This is a genomic window from Mesorhizobium sp. WSM4814, from assembly GCF_055811595.1.
Map to the genome: position 1 here is coordinate 19,548 of NZ_JBVVQT010000004.1, position 14,797 is coordinate 34,344.

At 63.9% G+C, this 14,797-nt stretch carries 11 protein-coding genes; all 11 read right to left on the reverse strand.

Annotation, left to right across the window (positions count from 1 at the left end):
• Nucleotides 1-4: 4 nt before the first annotated feature.
• The 11 genes from AC0L2V_RS08530 to tssF are packed head-to-tail and all read right to left on the reverse strand — an operon-like array spanning nucleotide 5 to nucleotide 14,796.
• Nucleotides 5-1,072, reverse strand: coding sequence for a PAAR-like domain-containing protein (locus tag AC0L2V_RS08530; RefSeq protein ID WP_128172606.1), 1,068 nt, complete (start codon nucleotides 1,070-1,072; stop codon nucleotides 5-7).
• Nucleotides 1,069-2,094: a beta-ketoacyl synthase N-terminal-like domain-containing protein gene (locus tag AC0L2V_RS08535; RefSeq protein ID WP_128172607.1), complete on the reverse strand. Its 1,026-nt coding sequence runs from the start codon at nucleotides 2,092-2,094 to the stop codon at nucleotides 1,069-1,071. Before AC0L2V_RS08535 ends, AC0L2V_RS08530 begins: the two co-directional genes overlap by 4 nt.
• The gene (locus AC0L2V_RS08540; protein ID WP_473519906.1) at nucleotides 2,091-3,188 is read right to left on the reverse strand and encodes a DUF2169 family type VI secretion system accessory protein; all 1,098 of its coding nucleotides are present in this window, start codon (nucleotides 3,186-3,188) and stop codon (nucleotides 2,091-2,093) included. The genes AC0L2V_RS08535 and AC0L2V_RS08540 overlap by 4 nt, the downstream gene beginning before the upstream one ends.
• Complete coding sequence (gene tagF, locus AC0L2V_RS08545) at nucleotides 3,188-3,715, reverse strand: type VI secretion system-associated protein TagF (RefSeq protein ID WP_473519907.1); 528 nt, start codon at nucleotides 3,713-3,715, stop codon at nucleotides 3,188-3,190. The genes AC0L2V_RS08540 and tagF overlap by 1 nt, the downstream gene beginning before the upstream one ends.
• Nucleotides 3,712-7,251 (reverse strand): type VI secretion system membrane subunit TssM, encoded by a 3,540-nt coding sequence (gene tssM, locus AC0L2V_RS08550; protein ID WP_473519908.1) that lies wholly within the window; start codon nucleotides 7,249-7,251, stop codon nucleotides 3,712-3,714. The genes tagF and tssM overlap by 4 nt, the downstream gene beginning before the upstream one ends.
• Before the next feature lies 1 nt (nucleotide 7,252).
• The gene (gene icmH, locus AC0L2V_RS08555) at nucleotides 7,253-8,575 is read right to left on the reverse strand and encodes a type IVB secretion system protein IcmH/DotU (RefSeq protein WP_473519909.1); all 1,323 of its coding nucleotides are present in this window, start codon (nucleotides 8,573-8,575) and stop codon (nucleotides 7,253-7,255) included.
• A gap of 4 nt (nucleotides 8,576-8,579) precedes the next feature.
• Entirely contained in the window at nucleotides 8,580-9,914 is a 1,335-nt protein-coding gene (gene tssK / locus AC0L2V_RS08560) for a type VI secretion system baseplate subunit TssK (RefSeq protein WP_023801305.1), read from the reverse strand.
• A 39-nt stretch (nucleotides 9,915-9,953) separates the two neighbouring features.
• A complete protein-coding gene (gene tssJ / locus AC0L2V_RS08565; RefSeq protein ID WP_473519910.1) occupies nucleotides 9,954-10,406 on the reverse strand; it encodes a type VI secretion system lipoprotein TssJ in 453 nt (150 codons plus the stop codon).
• Between the two features lie 3 nt (nucleotides 10,407-10,409).
• Complete coding sequence (gene tagH, locus AC0L2V_RS08570; RefSeq protein WP_473519911.1) at nucleotides 10,410-11,876, reverse strand: type VI secretion system-associated FHA domain protein TagH; 1,467 nt, start codon at nucleotides 11,874-11,876, stop codon at nucleotides 10,410-10,412.
• Nucleotides 11,873-12,958 (reverse strand): type VI secretion system baseplate subunit TssG, encoded by a 1,086-nt coding sequence (gene tssG / locus AC0L2V_RS08575; RefSeq protein ID WP_473519912.1) that lies wholly within the window; start codon nucleotides 12,956-12,958, stop codon nucleotides 11,873-11,875. Before tssG ends, tagH begins: the two co-directional genes overlap by 4 nt.
• Complete coding sequence (gene tssF / locus AC0L2V_RS08580) at nucleotides 12,922-14,796, reverse strand: type VI secretion system baseplate subunit TssF (protein WP_473519913.1); 1,875 nt, start codon at nucleotides 14,794-14,796, stop codon at nucleotides 12,922-12,924. Before tssF ends, tssG begins: the two co-directional genes overlap by 37 nt.
• Between the last annotated feature and the right edge of the window lies 1 nt (nucleotide 14,797).

Below are 14,797 nucleotides of genomic sequence, written 5' to 3' on the forward strand. Positions count from 1 at the left end.
TCGGCTAACAGGATACTTTCGAGGGGGCCACATCCGCTGCCGTCACGACGACGGGCTCCCCTCCCGCTGCTTTTCTCAGGCGTTTTTTTGCAACTTGCACGAGACGGGCCTGATCCTTCGCTTTCGGGCAACTCCCGTGGCAAGCCTTCTTGTCCTTCACCTCCTTTTCGGACTTGTTCATGCTCTTCTTCATGTATTCCATGTTCGCGGTCTTCAGGCATTCGGTGGCAGCGGACTGTACCGCTGGTGGAATTTTTGGATCGTCCAGGTTCTTTACCGTGCTGTTCACGCAGGTGTCGGAAAAATCGCCGAGCTTGCCTGCCGGATTGTCGCTGATCCAGTTGCGTGCATCCGCCGACTTGAGGTTGTGCGGGGTTTTGCGCTTCTTGCCGATTATCTTTTTGGTGGGCACGCCCGCCGCCTTGGCCTTCGCTCCCTCGCCGGCGAGCCATTTTGCCTTCATGCAAATACAGGGCGCTTCCTTGTCGTCATAGTCCTTGCAACAATCCAGCGTCAGGTCGCGAACCCCCTCGGCGGTGAAGAACTGTACCTCAACCGTATGTTCCTTTTCGTAGCCGTCCGGGCATTCGAGGTCCTTGTACGGCTTGATCTCGAGGTCGGAGCATTTGAAGGTCCCAGCCGTGGCTGAAGCGACCTTCGGCATCGGAGGTCCGCCAGCGGTGGGGGAAGCATGATCGTTCGACGAAATGTCGGAGAAACGGCTGATCGGCTCTGCGTCCATCTTGACGTTGCCCGACCAGGCGTGGGCGTATTCCTTGCCCCGGTTCACCGAGGTGATAATGTTCTTCTTGGGGGCGCAACCGGCCTCGTTGCCTGTGCACTTGGTATAGTATGACTTGTTCTTCTGAGTGACTGTCTTCCCGCCAATCTTGACTGTTCCGGTGCCGTTATCCGTGTCACTGTCCATCCCAAATGTCGGGTAGGGAACCGGGACGCCGGGCGGAGTCGCCGGAGTTTGAGGCGGTGTAAAGCAAACGTACGGGAAAGCAGCGATGACTTGGTTCGCCTGTGCCTTACAGGCGACCTCAAGGCCATTGGCAAAGACTGTCATGCTTTTCTCCTGGCAGCGAACACAGCGGCGCCACAGGCACCTGTATCGGATGAGGCCTCGATGAGCACAGGGTTGCCAGCGGCGTAACCTTTGGCGGCGGCGGTCCAAGCCATGCCAACCATGGTCGGAACGGCGGCAGCGCCGATATTGCCCAGGGACTCGGCAGGAGACCACAGATCCTGAAATTCATGACGGCCGCGGAGAAGGCGGATCGAGGCAAGTGCGGTCTGCTTGAACCAGTACTGCTCGCCGATCAGGTCAGCGATGCGGTAGCCGAGCCGGGTCATCTCGATGCCCGTTTCGCGGAACGCCGCACTATAGGCCGCGGTCATGCCGTCCGCCTGCAATGGCAGATCCTGCTTGTTGTAGATCGACGCTTCCTCGCGCGAGAGACCAAGTCCGAAAAGCCTCAACACGCCGCGTTCCGATCGCGTGCAGAGAACTGCGGCCGCAGCTTCGCCGGGAATGAAGCCGTTAGAGTTGTCGGCTGTCAGCAAGCGGCCCTTGCTGAGGTAGTGCGAAATTGTTGGCCCTGTCAGATAGCTGTCCACACCGGCAATCATCACGTACGGGGCTTCGCCAGATGCAATCAATCTGCGAGCCTGGTCGAATGCGATATGTCCGGAAGGACGACCGTGAGCCACGATGCGGGAACGCAGATGGGGCTTGATTTCAACGATCTCGCTGATCCGGCGGAGCAGGGCGGAGTTGTCCCTTACTGGGCGGCCAGGCCGATCCTCCTCCGACAGGCAGAGGATGAGAGCCGTTTGTTCTCGCGCCTGCGGGACGGTTTCGAACGCTTCTGAGATCGCGCCGCCGGCGAGATGGGCGATACGCTTCGCACCGATCCAGTTGCGCGGCAGCGGTACAGGCGCGCCCGTCAGCCATCCTGCAGGAGACCCCACGAAGCGCGTTTCCTGGAAGCCGTCGAGGCGGGCACGCATGGCCGCGCAAGCTGAAGGCGCGTCAAGACCGACGGCGGTCACCATGCCAATCGAAACGATGTCGATCGGTGTGGTCATGCTTCCTCCTCGTCTGGCGCTTGGCCGTTGCCGCGGATGTAGGTGCGCCCGGTAGCGCGGGCTCGCAGCATGGCTTGTGTCGGGGGGCCGACCCAGCACTCGCTGAAATCGAGGATGGTCCGATGGATACGCTGCGAGACGCGCCAGACCAGCGAGAAGCGATGCATCTCGGGGTCAAGAAGAACAGTGTCGGGGAAGACATCTCCTTCGTAGGCCTTCTCCCTTCCCTTGAACAACGTCATGGGCAGCGCCGTTGAAGGCAGCCGAAAGCTAACCCGCCCTTCCGGCGTCAAATTGATTAGCACCACGTCCTCGCCACCTCTCGGCGGGTCGATCTGCTGGTCAGGCGGCGCCATCTGGAAATAGCGCTCGTCGAAGTCCGGCGGCAGAAACGGAAAGATGTTCTTCGTCCAGTTGTCGTCATAGGTGCCGCCATATTCGATGCGGCCCGGCCAGCCGCGGCCCATCGGGCCGAAGCTCATCGGCTTGTATTCACCGAAGGGCGAGCGAACTTCTTCATCGACAGCTTGCGTGTTCGGTAGACGCAGGCCGGGAATGAGGCGCTGGTTCCTGGTTCGCGACCAGCCGGTTCCAACTGGATTGTATTTATAGCTGGCGGGGAGCTTGTCCTCCGGGTCCAGCCTGTCGACGCCACCCCAGGCAACATCATAGGAGATGGGCAGTTTCAGGAACGGCTGCGGCGGGGTGGAAGTGAACACCGGCCCGATGGCGCGCCACTCGCGGTGGCCGACGACCTCGAAGAGTTTCGACCAATTGCCCACCTTGATGCCGACGGGTACACGCTCGGCCGGGCGGCCGCCAGGCGCATAGGCGCAGCCATTGGCAACTACGTCACAGCGCGGCTTGCGGAATGCGAAGTCGGTCTCCCACAGCGTGGCCGAATAGCCAGGCGCGCCGGTGTGCGAGTCTGCCATCACCAGCGGAACCTGCTCGACCGATTTTTGCACCAGTCCGCCGGGTTTGTCCGGAAAGTCGAAAGTGCCCTTCACCACCATGACGAACCACTCATGCCCGGCCTTGTCCATGCCCATGGTGAATTGATGCGGATACCCCATCTGGTTCCAGATCTGCATCAACTGGTCTCCCAGCTTGCCACAAAAATCTGCTCCAGCGTTGCTTGCGGCGACAGCGGATCAATATCGAAAATATCGGAACGGTCGGTCCACATCACCATATCGCTGATGACCTCTTCGCCCGGCTCAACCGGCGGCACCGGCAGCACGCTCAAAGCGGCATCCAGTTCGTCCGGCGTCAGCTCGCCGCGCTGGGCCGCGATGGCCGCTTCTTCAATCCGGGCAAACCACGCATCGGCGTCGGCCAGCCGAACGGGCGCCTCAGGAAGCTGCGCGACGACGCTCAAAGGGAATTGTCGGCCGACCCTGTCGGCGCTCTGCAGAATGATGCCTGCCGATGGCCCGAACGCGGCCGGACCGGCCAGGAAGCGCAGGGCGGTGCTGCGCGGCCAAGATTCCGAACCCATCAGCGGCACGATGTGCTGCGCCAGCCAGCGGTCCCAGATGCGCACAAAATCCCCCGGCAGCCGCCGCGAGACGAAATCGCCGGTGGCAGGCATCTTGCCGTAGAAGCCGGGCAGGATCATATCTGCGGCGGACATGAGAATTTCTTGAACATTTGCAAATTATAGGGATTTTCGACGCTTGCCGCCTTGAGCTCGAAATCGGCGTACATGCCTTGCGTGCCCAGCCGCAGGCTGTAGACGTCGGACAGCGAGGTGCCGGTGAAGCGGCCGCTGCGCAGCAGCCTCAGCCACGCCCAGCTGCCGGTTTCGTTCAACATGACTTCGGGCGAGCCGTCGATCGGCTGGAAGGCGAGCGAGATGACGCCGGTGCCGTCCTTGCCGGGCCAGGTCATCGGTTGCGGCCGCGTCGCGTTGTTGTAATAGACGAGGTTCTGGCCATCGAGATTGAGCGTCACGCGCGTGACGTTGGGCGATAGGTCCTTCGGCTGCAGCGTAAAACTCATCACCGGGCCGGTACCGCCTGGAAACAGATCGTCGCGAATCCGCCTGGCCTGTTCGAACGCCGCCAGAGCCGCCGCATCGAGGCCAAAATCGGCGCGCCATTTCCATGGCTGGCTGGCGGTGTCGACATAGCTGATCAAATGGTCGTTGATGAAGGTGTCGATCATCCCGGCCGGCCCGAACAGGCGGGCGAAATCGCGGACATTGACGTCGACCGCGCTTTCGGGGCTGAACGGATAGCGGTCGTTCAGCGCCGCCTGGCAGAACGGCAGGATGTCGGCGCGCCAGATGGCGTTGAGCTCCGAGGTGACCGCCTTCTGTGTCAGGCCGCTGGTGTCGCCGGCAATGCCGCCGAGCCAGTCGTCGACCGGATCGGGCAGGATCTGCGCTTGCCTCGCGACCGCTCCCGTCAGTTCGGCCAGCCCACCCTGTTTCTTGATGGCGTCCTGCGGGTCGGGATTGGCCGTGACCGTCTGCAGCACGTTCGAAAGTGCGGTCAGCGCCACCACCGCGGCATCGAGTGCCGGCGGTTGGCCGTCGACCTCGGCGATCGCCCCCTTGAGCGGCTTGAAATGCTCGGCCACCAGAGTGCCGGTAAGATCCACCTCGTTGGCGGAGCCTGCGCGCGGCAGCAGTTTTGCCCCTGTCTTTACGATCTTTCCCAGCTTCCCCAGCTTGCCGAGAAGTTTCGATGTGCCCTTGGCTGCCGCCTTGTTGTCGGCGGCCGGCGCTTCATCGGATCGGGTCAGCTCGGTCTCCTGAACCACCGCCGTAAGCAGGCGTTTTAGCGCGGAGTCGGCGCTCGAAAGGTCCTTGAGGTTCTCGCTGGCGACATTCAGGTCGGCCAATGGCGCGAGCCTTATATCGCGCAGGATGCTGTCCCATTGCGCGATGTAGTCTTCGTAATAGAGTTTCAGGATATCCTCGGACAGCGCCGAGACCGAGGTTTCGGAATTTTCCGAACAGCCTCCGGCAAAGACCGCCCGATCCAGCGCGGCCTGGGCGGCGACGTCCTCGACCCGTTCGAGAATGGCATCGTGGAAGCCGGAATAGGTGAACGCGCCCGAAATGCCGACGCGCAGCGTTTTGTCGGAACGCCGTGCAAAGACCTTGGCGCCGTTGGGACCGGCGAAATTCGCCGGGATCCATTCCTTGAGGCCGGCCACCGCCGGGTCGGCCAGCAACTGCCTGTAGGCACGCGCCGGCAGCGAAATCGTGCAAACCGTTTTCAGCGCCTCGGCAACCAGCGCCTGATCCGCTGATATGTAGCTGTCGTCGACCGTCATGCGGCGGATCGCGGCAAGCTGGTGCTCTTCCGCGTCGGCGGTCGGAAACGGCGCCGCAGGTGCGAATTCCGGCAAGTCGTTGACCCACCAGCTCTGGACGTAATCGGTGTCCATCTGCGATAGGCCGGTCATCATGCGATAGGTTTTTAGCGCCCCCAGCATGAAATCCGGATCGCGGATCTGCCGCCACATCGTCGCCTCGAGCAGAGCGACCATGTGCGGCTCGAGGACATTGCGCAAAGCGTGCTCGTAAGTGTCGGCCTGCGCCCGCAGCAGCTCCGCCGATGCCGACGGCCCCAGCAGATCCTGTGCACTGCTCGGCGGCGCGGTCCGGGCGTTTGCGACCTCGGCCATCGCATAGAGCGCGCTGTCGATGGCGGGCTGCTCCACCGATGCCGGGCTCGCGGCTGCCGCGGTCAGCGGCGCCTGCAGCGCTTCGAACTGGCCCGCCTGCGCTGCGATCGCATTGCGGTTGTCATAGTAGGACCAGGTGAACATCGCACCGGCCAACAGGGCGGCGGCGGCACAGGCGGCCGCGGCGCCACGCCAGATCCAGGCGCGGCGGCGCTGCGCCAGCGGATCGAACGTCCCCAGGCCGGCTTCCCTGAAAATGACCTCGGTCAGCAGGTTCTTCAGGAAAAAGCTGCGTTTTTCAACACGCGGCGCCGGCATTGCCCGCCGCGGCGGAAGACCGAAGGATGACGACAGCGCCGCAGTCAGCCGGTCGATGGGCGCCCCTTCCTGGGTCGCCGACGTCAGATAGAGGCCGCGCAGCCAGGCGGCTTCCTCGTAGCGGCTTTCGCCGAACATCGCCTCGACCAGCACCTGGATCGGCTCGGACAGGCTTGTGAGCTGGGCGGGAAACCTGAAAATCTCGGCGCGGGCGGCGAGTTTGTCCTCGTCCTCCAGGCGCGGCACCAGCCGCCGCTCGAGTTGCGTCGCAAGGGTGGCGATTTCCCGTTCAATGGTCTTTGCGTCGACACGCGCATCCAGCGCGAAGGTCGTGCCCCAGACCTGCTCGCGCGAGGCCGTCGACAGGCCGCCGAAGAAAGCCTCGAAACCCTTGATCAGATCGGCCTTGGTCAGCATCAGATAGACTGGAAGGCGGATTTCGAGCCGGTCGTTGAGCTCGGCCAGGCGACGACGGATCTTGCGGCCATGCGCCTTGATGGCTTCGTCGCCCTCTGAAAGCACATCGATCGAAAGCGCGACGATCACGCCGTTCAGCGCCCGGCGGCCGCGATGTTTTTTCAACAGGTCGAGGAAGCCCAGCCATTCCGCCGCATCGACGTCGGGCTGGCTCTCCTGCTGCACGTAGCGGCCCGCCGTGTCGATCAGAACCGCGTGCTCGGAGAAAAACCAGTCGCAGTTGCGCGTGCCGCCAACCCCCTGCAGGTCGTCGGTGAGGTCGATCGGAAAGTTCAGGCCGGACTGGCGCAAGGCCGTGGTCTTGCCGGTGGCCGGCGGCCCGACGATCACATACCAGGGCATCTCGCGCAGGAACTTGCGTCCGCCGAGCTTGCGGCGCTTCAGTTCGACCATAACCTCGGCGAACTTGGCGCCGACGGCGGCGACGTTCTCTTCGCCGGGGCTCAGCGGTTTTTCCACCACGGGCGCAGCGATTTCGGCGACGAACATGCGGTTGGCCCGGATCGCCCGGCGCTGCGCGACGATCAGCCAGATCAGCCAAAAAATGACCAGCAGCGCAATGATGACGATGCGGACATTTTCCGAGGCGAAGGGTTCGTAAGCACCGACCCTGACGATCGGGCCGAACACCCAGATAACCAGGGAAAGCAGCGCGATGCCGATCAGCGTCCACAGCCAGCGCGATGTCAGAACCGCCCAGAGGAAGCGCAGGATGAACATCTCACAGCCTCTTTTCGACCAGCACCTCGACGCGGCGGTTCAAGGCCCGTCCCGCGCGGGTGCTGTCGTCGGCCACTGGATCGGTAGCTGCACGTCCTTCGAAACGAATGCGGTCCTGCGGCACGCCGTTCTGGACCAGCATCTCGGTAATGGTTGCTGCGCGCGCTTCCGACAGCCGCTGGTTGGTGGAAAGCGGATTGGACCGTTGCAAAGGAATACTGTCGGTATGGCCGACCACGGTGATGTTTCCGATCAGTTCCTGATTGGCGAGGATCACTTTGGCGATTGACCCGATCAGCGGTTCGAAGCCTTCCGTCAGTGTCGGCCGCGACGACTGGAACAGTTCGGGGTTGGAGGCCTGAATGATCAGCCTGGCCAGCGAAACGCTCTCGGTGCCGCTGAGCGCGGCCCTGAGGTTGTCCGGCGCTCCGGCCTGAAACTCCGGCACCAGCGCGAAATCCACTGCCTCCGGCGGCGGCGCGTCGACCTGTGGCGATGTCCGGCTGATCTCGCCGCGGGCCGGCGGCGGCAAAGCACGAACCAGCGTCGAAAGTTCGACCGCCTGACTGCTCAGTCCCATCGACAGCCCGAGATAGATTGCAGTGGCGAGAACCGCCGCGCCGAGCCCCATCACCCAGATCGGCACGATGAAGCGCTGCGGCTCGTCGGATGCGATCACGCCTTTCCAGTTCGGCGACAGCGGCGCGCCGTCGGCATCGGCATCGCGCAGAAAGCGCGCCGCAGCAACGCGAACCGCATTGAGCGAGCGGTCGCCCGACCGGCCTGGCACACGATATTTGCCGCGGAAGCCGAGCGCCAGGCAGTGATATTGCAGTTCGAGCAATTCGCGATCCCGGTTCGGATGCCGCTCCAGTTCGTCGAGACGCGTGAAGAACTGCGTGCCGGCATCGACATCGCCTCGCAGCATCACCACAAGCGGCTGGCGCGGCCATGCGCTGGCCCCGCCCCATGGCGTGTTCAGCGCCAGATCATCGAGCAATGCCGCCACCACCCAGGCTGCCTGGTCGGCGCGCTCGAGAGAGGACCCCGCCGCCATTGCCGCGTCACGCGCCCGAACCAGCTCATCGAGCAACCGGGTGCGCAACGCTTCCGGGTTTTCCGGCGCCAGCGCGCTTTCAAGCTCGGGCGCGAACTCGAGCAGCGGCGCGAATGCGTTGACGAGCGTGTTCGGATGGGTGCGCGAGCGTTTGATTGGCACGCCCGACAACAGTGGCGTCATCGGTCGCGGCATCGGCGCGCCGGTCAGTCGTATGCGCGTGCGTTCGCGATCCTCCGACAGTCCGAAAGGATCATCGCGGCTCATCATCTCACCTGTTTACCGAATAGCAGTCGACCTGCGGCTCGCTCGGCAGCACGCCCGACACGCCAATGACGAAGCCGGGGGCATCGAGCAGCGAGGCCCAGTGCTCGCTTTTCTGATCGAGCTCAAGGCACAGCCGATCGCCGTCGTAAGGGATTTCGCGCGGCTGCGAATGCAGCGGTTTCAGTGGAATTCCGGGCAGACGGGATTTCCACAGGCCCTCGAACTGATCGGCCGAACCGACTGTCGCCTGGTTGACGAAAATCTTGCGCAACGCATCTTCCGACAGCTCGGAGCCGACCCGGATGACGATCCGGCTGGCCACCAGCAGCTTCGGGTTGTCGATGCGGATTTTCCAGACATTGGTCGAATGCCGCATGACCGGCAGTGCGCGTGATTTAGGCTCGATGTAGCGCAGGCTCAGGATGAGCGAGCGCAGGGCGTCGGCCAGCGCCGAATAGGCGGGGCCGGGCGCCATGTGATCGTAGGCGGGCAACTCGCTTAGCCGTCGCGCGCTCGAGCCATAGGTCGCCATTGAACCGGCAAGACCGGCAAGCTCCAGGTAAAGCTCGGCCGGATGGAAAACATCCTGCGCCAGCATGTGCGCCAGTCGCGGACGCGCCGCATTGGCGAGATTGAGCATCAGCAGGTCTTCGACGCTGCGCCCTGGCCCGCCCATGACCATTTTGCCATGCGCCTCGGCGATCTGGTCGAGGCCGGTGACAACTTCCAGAAGCAGCTGCCGGTACCAGGCCACCGCTCCGGTAACCAGTGTCGGCGGCAGGAACGTCTCGTCCAGCGAGACGCCGCCGTCGGCTCGAACCCCTTTGATATCGGCTATCGGCAACGCGGTGTAGCCGCCAACCGATTTTCCCGGTGCAATCAGCAGCGCCTGCGGGCGGGCGATTTCGATTTCTTCAGGATCCGAACCGCCCTGGACGGCGTCACGCACCGAAACGATCCGCCCATGATAGCGCGCGCCTGTCGATGCGGCGTGCGCCGGATCGAAGCCGACACCGCCGGCAGGCTCGAGCGGCAGGGCGACCAGCACCGGTCCGGCGCCGGTATCGGCGGTGACCGGCAACGGTCGTGGCGCGTCCATCAGGTCCGGGATGGAGAAGGGGGTTCCATCCGGAAAGATGCCCCGTGCCGACAGGATCGAGACCTGGCCGGCATCGAGCATCGCCTGGTCCAGCGTCAGCTGCTGAAAGCCGAACGTATGCAGCTGCCCGGCCTGCAACGCGCCGCGCACGGTCGCCTCGAAAAAGCGATCCTGCTGCTGAAAATGCTGGGTCCGGAGAAACAGGCCCTCGGACCACAGCACCCTGTTTGCATCGCTCATGCCGCTACTTCCTGCATCGAGCACCCCTTGCCTTGGCCGCTAGGCGGAAATGCCGCCGCTGCCAAGCGTGACGTTGACGGTAACTGTTGATCCCGACGACACCGACTTGGTTGTACGCCAGGTCCGGCCGCCGGGCTCGCGAACGAGGGCAACGAAGCCCAGGGCAGCCGCGTCCGGCTCGACCGTGATGGTTTTGGATGCGGTCTTTCCAGGCCCGACGGAGATCTGGTCGGATCCGATGAGATCGCCTGAGAGTGCGGAGCCGGCATCTCCCTGCAGCGCGAAATAATCGGCCGAATTGAATTTACCGGTGCTACGCAGCCGCATCACCAGGACTGTCACCGGCCGGTCGCCGCCGCCTGGTCCCGGGTTCATGCCGGCCGCGCCGGTCAGGTTGACGGTCACCGCGGATGGTTTCGGCGGACCGCTCTGGCAAGCAGCAAGCAGCCCGGTTGCGCCCAGGGCAACGATAAGTTCGCGGCGATCGATCATGTTTCACTCCTCCTCATATGCATCCCGAAAATCAGCGCCGATTTCGCCCAAAAAGCTCGATTCCGCACTCTGGGCGATGTCACGATGGCGTTTCTGGTAAAGCTCCCACAGTTTTGCGCGGCGCCCGCCCGAAAGCACGGTGGCGATCGCGGAACTCGATTTGAGCTCTTTCTCGATCTCGGCCGGGTCAAAACGGTCGATCATTCGCCGCAAGGCGGACTGCACGCCTCGCCAGGCGCGCACATGATGTTGCGCGAGATCGCGGACCGCGTCGGCGATTGCCGCTTCACCGGCCAGAAATCCGGGGCTGCGCTCGGCGATGAGGGTCACGATGGCGTCGTCGACCGTCGGCAGAAATTTTAGCGGATTGACTTCAGAGGCCCCAACCACCGTCTGGGCGACGCGAGCGTTGCCCTTTTCCTCGGCCCGCTTGCGCAGCAGCTGCATCAGGCCTTCCATCATCAGCCGATACTCGCGACCGAATTTTTCCATTTCCGCGACGCTGTCGCGTCCGGGAAAATCGGCTTCCTCAATGCCCATGCCTCGCAAGAACGCGCTGCGAAGGGCCATGTTCGCCGGTTGCGCCGGGGAGGGGGCGGGCCTGGCGGCAACGCCAGCCCGTGGCGGAGCAGGGATAGCTGCCGCGGGGCCAGGCAAATCCCAGGGATTGGCCGGCTGCGGCTCTGGGGCGCTATGTTTGCGTTGACCGGTCGAGCCGGCGCCGTTTCTCAAATCGGGCGACGCGGCCGGCCCGAAACCGAAACCGTCATCGAATTCGGATGACTTTCTTGAAACGGGCTGGGCTGGGACGGGCTCGCTTGCACCGGAAGGCGCCGGATCGAAGCTGAATGGGTCTGCGGCGTCCGGCGCACCACGAGGTTCGGAATAGCCGGCGCCGTTCGGCGCCGGCGTCGCTACCGGGTCGAGGCTGAACGGGTCGTCGAAGGCAGGCGAACTGCGCTGGTTGGCGCGCTCGAACGCTCCTGGAACGGGTTGCTCGAACGGGTTCGGCAGATCGGCGGGACGCGGTCGGCGCGGCTCTTCTTCGACCGTGGCTGAAAAGAAGTCATCGCGGCCGATGCTTACCGGCGCTCGCGATGCCGGCGGTGACCGCTCTGCGAACGTTTGGCTGGCCGCTGGTGCGTGAGCGACCGGCGCCTGCAGATCGACGCAAACGATGTAGTCGCCCAGCCTCAGCCGCATGCCGTTCTGAAGACGGGCCGACGTGCCGGTGCCGAGCGGGCTGTCGGCCCCGTTTATGAACAATCCGCTGCTTGAGGTGTCGGTGACGAAATATCCATCCGGCCCGCCGGTGATCCTGCAATGGGCGCGTGAAACGAACATGTCGGGATCGTCGATCTGCCAGTCCGCGTCCGCGCTACGGCCGATCACCAGTTCACCCTCGTCCAGCCGGGTCTGCCGTACCGCCTGGGCGCGTGGCCCGTGCTCCAGCGTCAGCAGCAGACTCATGCCGCGACCTCCGCCATTTCCGGCCGCCATCCGACGATCGTCCGCAGCCGCATATCGTCAGCATCGCCCCTTTCGGCGGGCCGCGCAAGCCAGGTGGTTCGGCCGAGCTGTACCGCTCCGATACGCGGCGGCGGCACAGCTTCGCGCGCCAGCACGATCCGCAGATCGACGTCGAGCGATTCCCCGACCATGTCGCGAACCGCCTGCTTGAACAGCTTCAGACGTTGGCCGCCCGGCAGGAACGTCTTGAACTCCTCATAGCCGAGTGGGCCGACGCGCAGCTCGATCCTGCTTTGGCGGTTGAAAACGCGCGGGCCGATCGTCGCTCCGCGGCCCAGCACTGCGTAAGCCTGGGTAAGCCGGGTCTGCAGCGCCGCCGGTATGGTCATCCAGGTGGCGACGAACTCCTTGATCGCGACCGGCACCTTGAACGCTTCCGCCAGGAACAGCGTCAGCCGCTCCGGGCCGTCGACCTGGCTGGCGAGCGACGCAGCCTGGCGAAGTTTTACGGCGTCGAGATCGGAATTTTGGGTGCCGGGAAGTCCGGTTCCCGCCATGGCTTCAAGCATGGCCCTGACCCGGCCGCCGACCGCACGTTCGACCTGTACCGCCGGATGCGCGTCCGCCCAGGCCCGATAGTACAGGGCGATCATCCGGTGTTGGAGAATATTGACGAAATCCACGAACGTCGTGTCGACGGTCTGGTGTGCATCAGCGCCGGTGAACCAGCGCTGCGACAGACGATCGAGCACCCAGCGTGTCAAATGAAGCGGCATCGGGCCTTCCGGTCCCATCAGCCCGAGATTTGCAACGGTGACCCGGGCCGGTGTCCCGTCCGTCCCCGGCGTCTTGTCCTTCGCTTCGCGGAATTCAACCACGTCCTTGGCGGAAAAGCTGAGACGCACATGCTGTCCGAGCCTTGCCGGCTCGCGATCCGCGCGGCCGGAATAGCCGAACAGCCCGCCGCGTTGTTCGAGCCGGCGCAACAGTTCGAAAAAGTCGAACGTATCATCCAGCGCTTCGGCCCGGCCCGGGTCGAGCTTGCCTAGATCAGGTAGCGATTGCCGGGCGTCATCGGCCATGGCACATCCTCCTGCTTCTGCAGCAGCCGCGTGCGGGTCCGCACAAAGCCATTTATTCCGGCGTGACGGGCAAACAGCCGTGCAAGCAAGGCCGAAAGCAGCAATGTGCTTTGCCCGGCCAGGACCGATTGGTCCACATGCAATGTCACTTCCGTGCCCCGTCCGAAGCACATCGGCCCATCGATCTGCAGCCGTTCGATGACGGAGCGCGAGTCGATGCGAACGATCGAGTGCACGTTGCGAGCCAGGCTCGGATCTCCCCGGTCGGCGTAAAGATCGAGCAGCGCATGCAGCGGATCGACACCGCGGCCTTCCTTGGCGAGGCTGAGAAAGTTGAGGGCCAGCTGCGCCACAAGCCGCCATGCGAGATTGTCGGCTCGGGATTCGCCTTCGGCACCGGCGGGCAGCGCCGCCGGGATAGCCGGCTGCGGCGGGCGCAAAGCACCGGTAAGTCGGACCGTTTCGACCGGATCGCCCGTCTCCAGCGTCAGGGTAGGGTTGTCGTCGAGGATCGGCAGATCGCGGTTGGTGCAAAGCGCCATGATGTCGAGACGCTTCAGCGGCCGGTTCGCCGGGCTTCCGGCCGGCCGTGAAACCGAAAGGAAAACGTCGTCTCCGGTGTAAGAAGTCCGCGTCAGTCCGTCGCGCCGTTCATCTTCGGTGGCCCGGCGAGGGCGCCGTTCGGTGGAATAGACCCAGCCATTGCTGCGGTTTTGCCCCAGGCTGAAGAGTTCTGGAATTTCGGCGTCAGGACCCTCGGCATCGGCGTCCTCGACGCGGGTCACCCGATAGATTTCGAAGTCGCGCGCCCGCGTGCGGTCGGCATGCAGCACCTGCCGCGTTCTGCGCGGATCAAGTTCGATGACGTTGCAGTCACGCTCGAACAGGTTGATGATCGGCGTCGCGAAAAGTTCGAAATCCGCCGGCGTCACATCGGCAAGCTCGGGCACCGGGCGCCGGAACATGAAGATGATCTCGACCCCGGCCTCGCATCGGCGCACGACCGGTTGCAGTCCTGAAACCCGCACGTAGTGAAAGCGCTCGGGCATCATGAAATATTCACGCAGCAGGCGGTAGCCTTCGAATGTCGGCCGGGTACGAGGCATCAACGCCTCGTCGTCGCTGATGCCGACCATTTCGGGATCCGGCAACCGCGATAGCGGATTGGCCTTGCCCTCGGCGCGGGCGCCAACCGCCGAGCAGGCGCCGAAAATCGCGTCGAACAGCAATGGCGCCTTGGTGCGCCCGGCAAAATAGAAATCAAGCCGGTCGAGCGCCAATTCGCCGAGCTTGCCTTTTCCGGTTCGACCCAGCGTGATGCGCAGCGCCGCCTCGCCGGCTACGCCGCCGATCGGTGTTATGCCGGCCGCCGCCAACCCGCTGCGATCCTGGAAATAGCTGACCGAAATGATGGTTATCGGCCACAGCGTGATTTCCTGCGCGGTGGTGAATGTGCAGCGCGTCGACAGGCCGGGTTGCAGGCTGGACACCAGCCGCGTGTTCCGCTTGATGACATGGCCGGCAATCATCGACTGGACCTGCTGGCCGGGTTTCAGCACTGCCATCGCCGTTGCCGGCGCCGGGGTGACCAGATCGGGATAAAGCACATCCAGCACGCTGCGTGAAAACCGCGAACGCTCGGCGTCGACTTTCAACCGGGTGCGCGCTGCAAGGAAAGCGACGCCGTCAAGCAGCCGCTCGACATACGGATCCGGGCAGGGGACGGTATCGAGAGATAGATTGCGTGCCACCGCCGGATGCATGTCGGCAAATTCCGCCGCTAGGCCGCGGATATGGGTCAGTTCCTCCTCGTAATATTCTACGAAGACCCGATCCATC

Coding starts and splice junctions, on each gene's coding strand:
- AC0L2V_RS08530 (WP_128172606.1), bottom strand. CDS start 1,072: ATGACAGTCTTTGCCAATGGCCTTGAGGTCGCCTGTAAGGCACAGGCG.
- AC0L2V_RS08535 (WP_128172607.1), bottom strand. CDS start 2,094: ATGACCACACCGATCGACATCGTTTCGATTGGCATGGTGACCGCCGTC.
- AC0L2V_RS08540 (WP_473519906.1), bottom strand. CDS start 3,188: ATGCAGATCTGGAACCAGATGGGGTATCCGCATCAATTCACCATGGGC.
- tagF (WP_473519907.1), bottom strand. CDS start 3,715: ATGATCCTGCCCGGCTTCTACGGCAAGATGCCTGCCACCGGCGATTTC.
- tssM (WP_473519908.1), bottom strand. CDS start 7,251: ATGTTCATCCTGCGCTTCCTCTGGGCGGTTCTGACATCGCGCTGGCTG.
- icmH (WP_473519909.1), bottom strand. CDS start 8,575: ATGAGCCGCGATGATCCTTTCGGACTGTCGGAGGATCGCGAACGCACG.
- tssK (WP_023801305.1), bottom strand. CDS start 9,914: ATGAGCGATGCAAACAGGGTGCTGTGGTCCGAGGGCCTGTTTCTCCGG.
- tssJ (WP_473519910.1), bottom strand. CDS start 10,406: ATGATCGATCGCCGCGAACTTATCGTTGCCCTGGGCGCAACCGGGCTG.
- tagH (WP_473519911.1), bottom strand. CDS start 11,876: ATGAGTCTGCTGCTGACGCTGGAGCACGGGCCACGCGCCCAGGCGGTA.
- tssG (WP_473519912.1), bottom strand. CDS start 12,958: ATGGCCGATGACGCCCGGCAATCGCTACCTGATCTAGGCAAGCTCGAC.
- tssF (WP_473519913.1), bottom strand. CDS start 14,796: ATGGATCGGGTCTTCGTAGAATATTACGAGGAGGAACTGACCCATATC.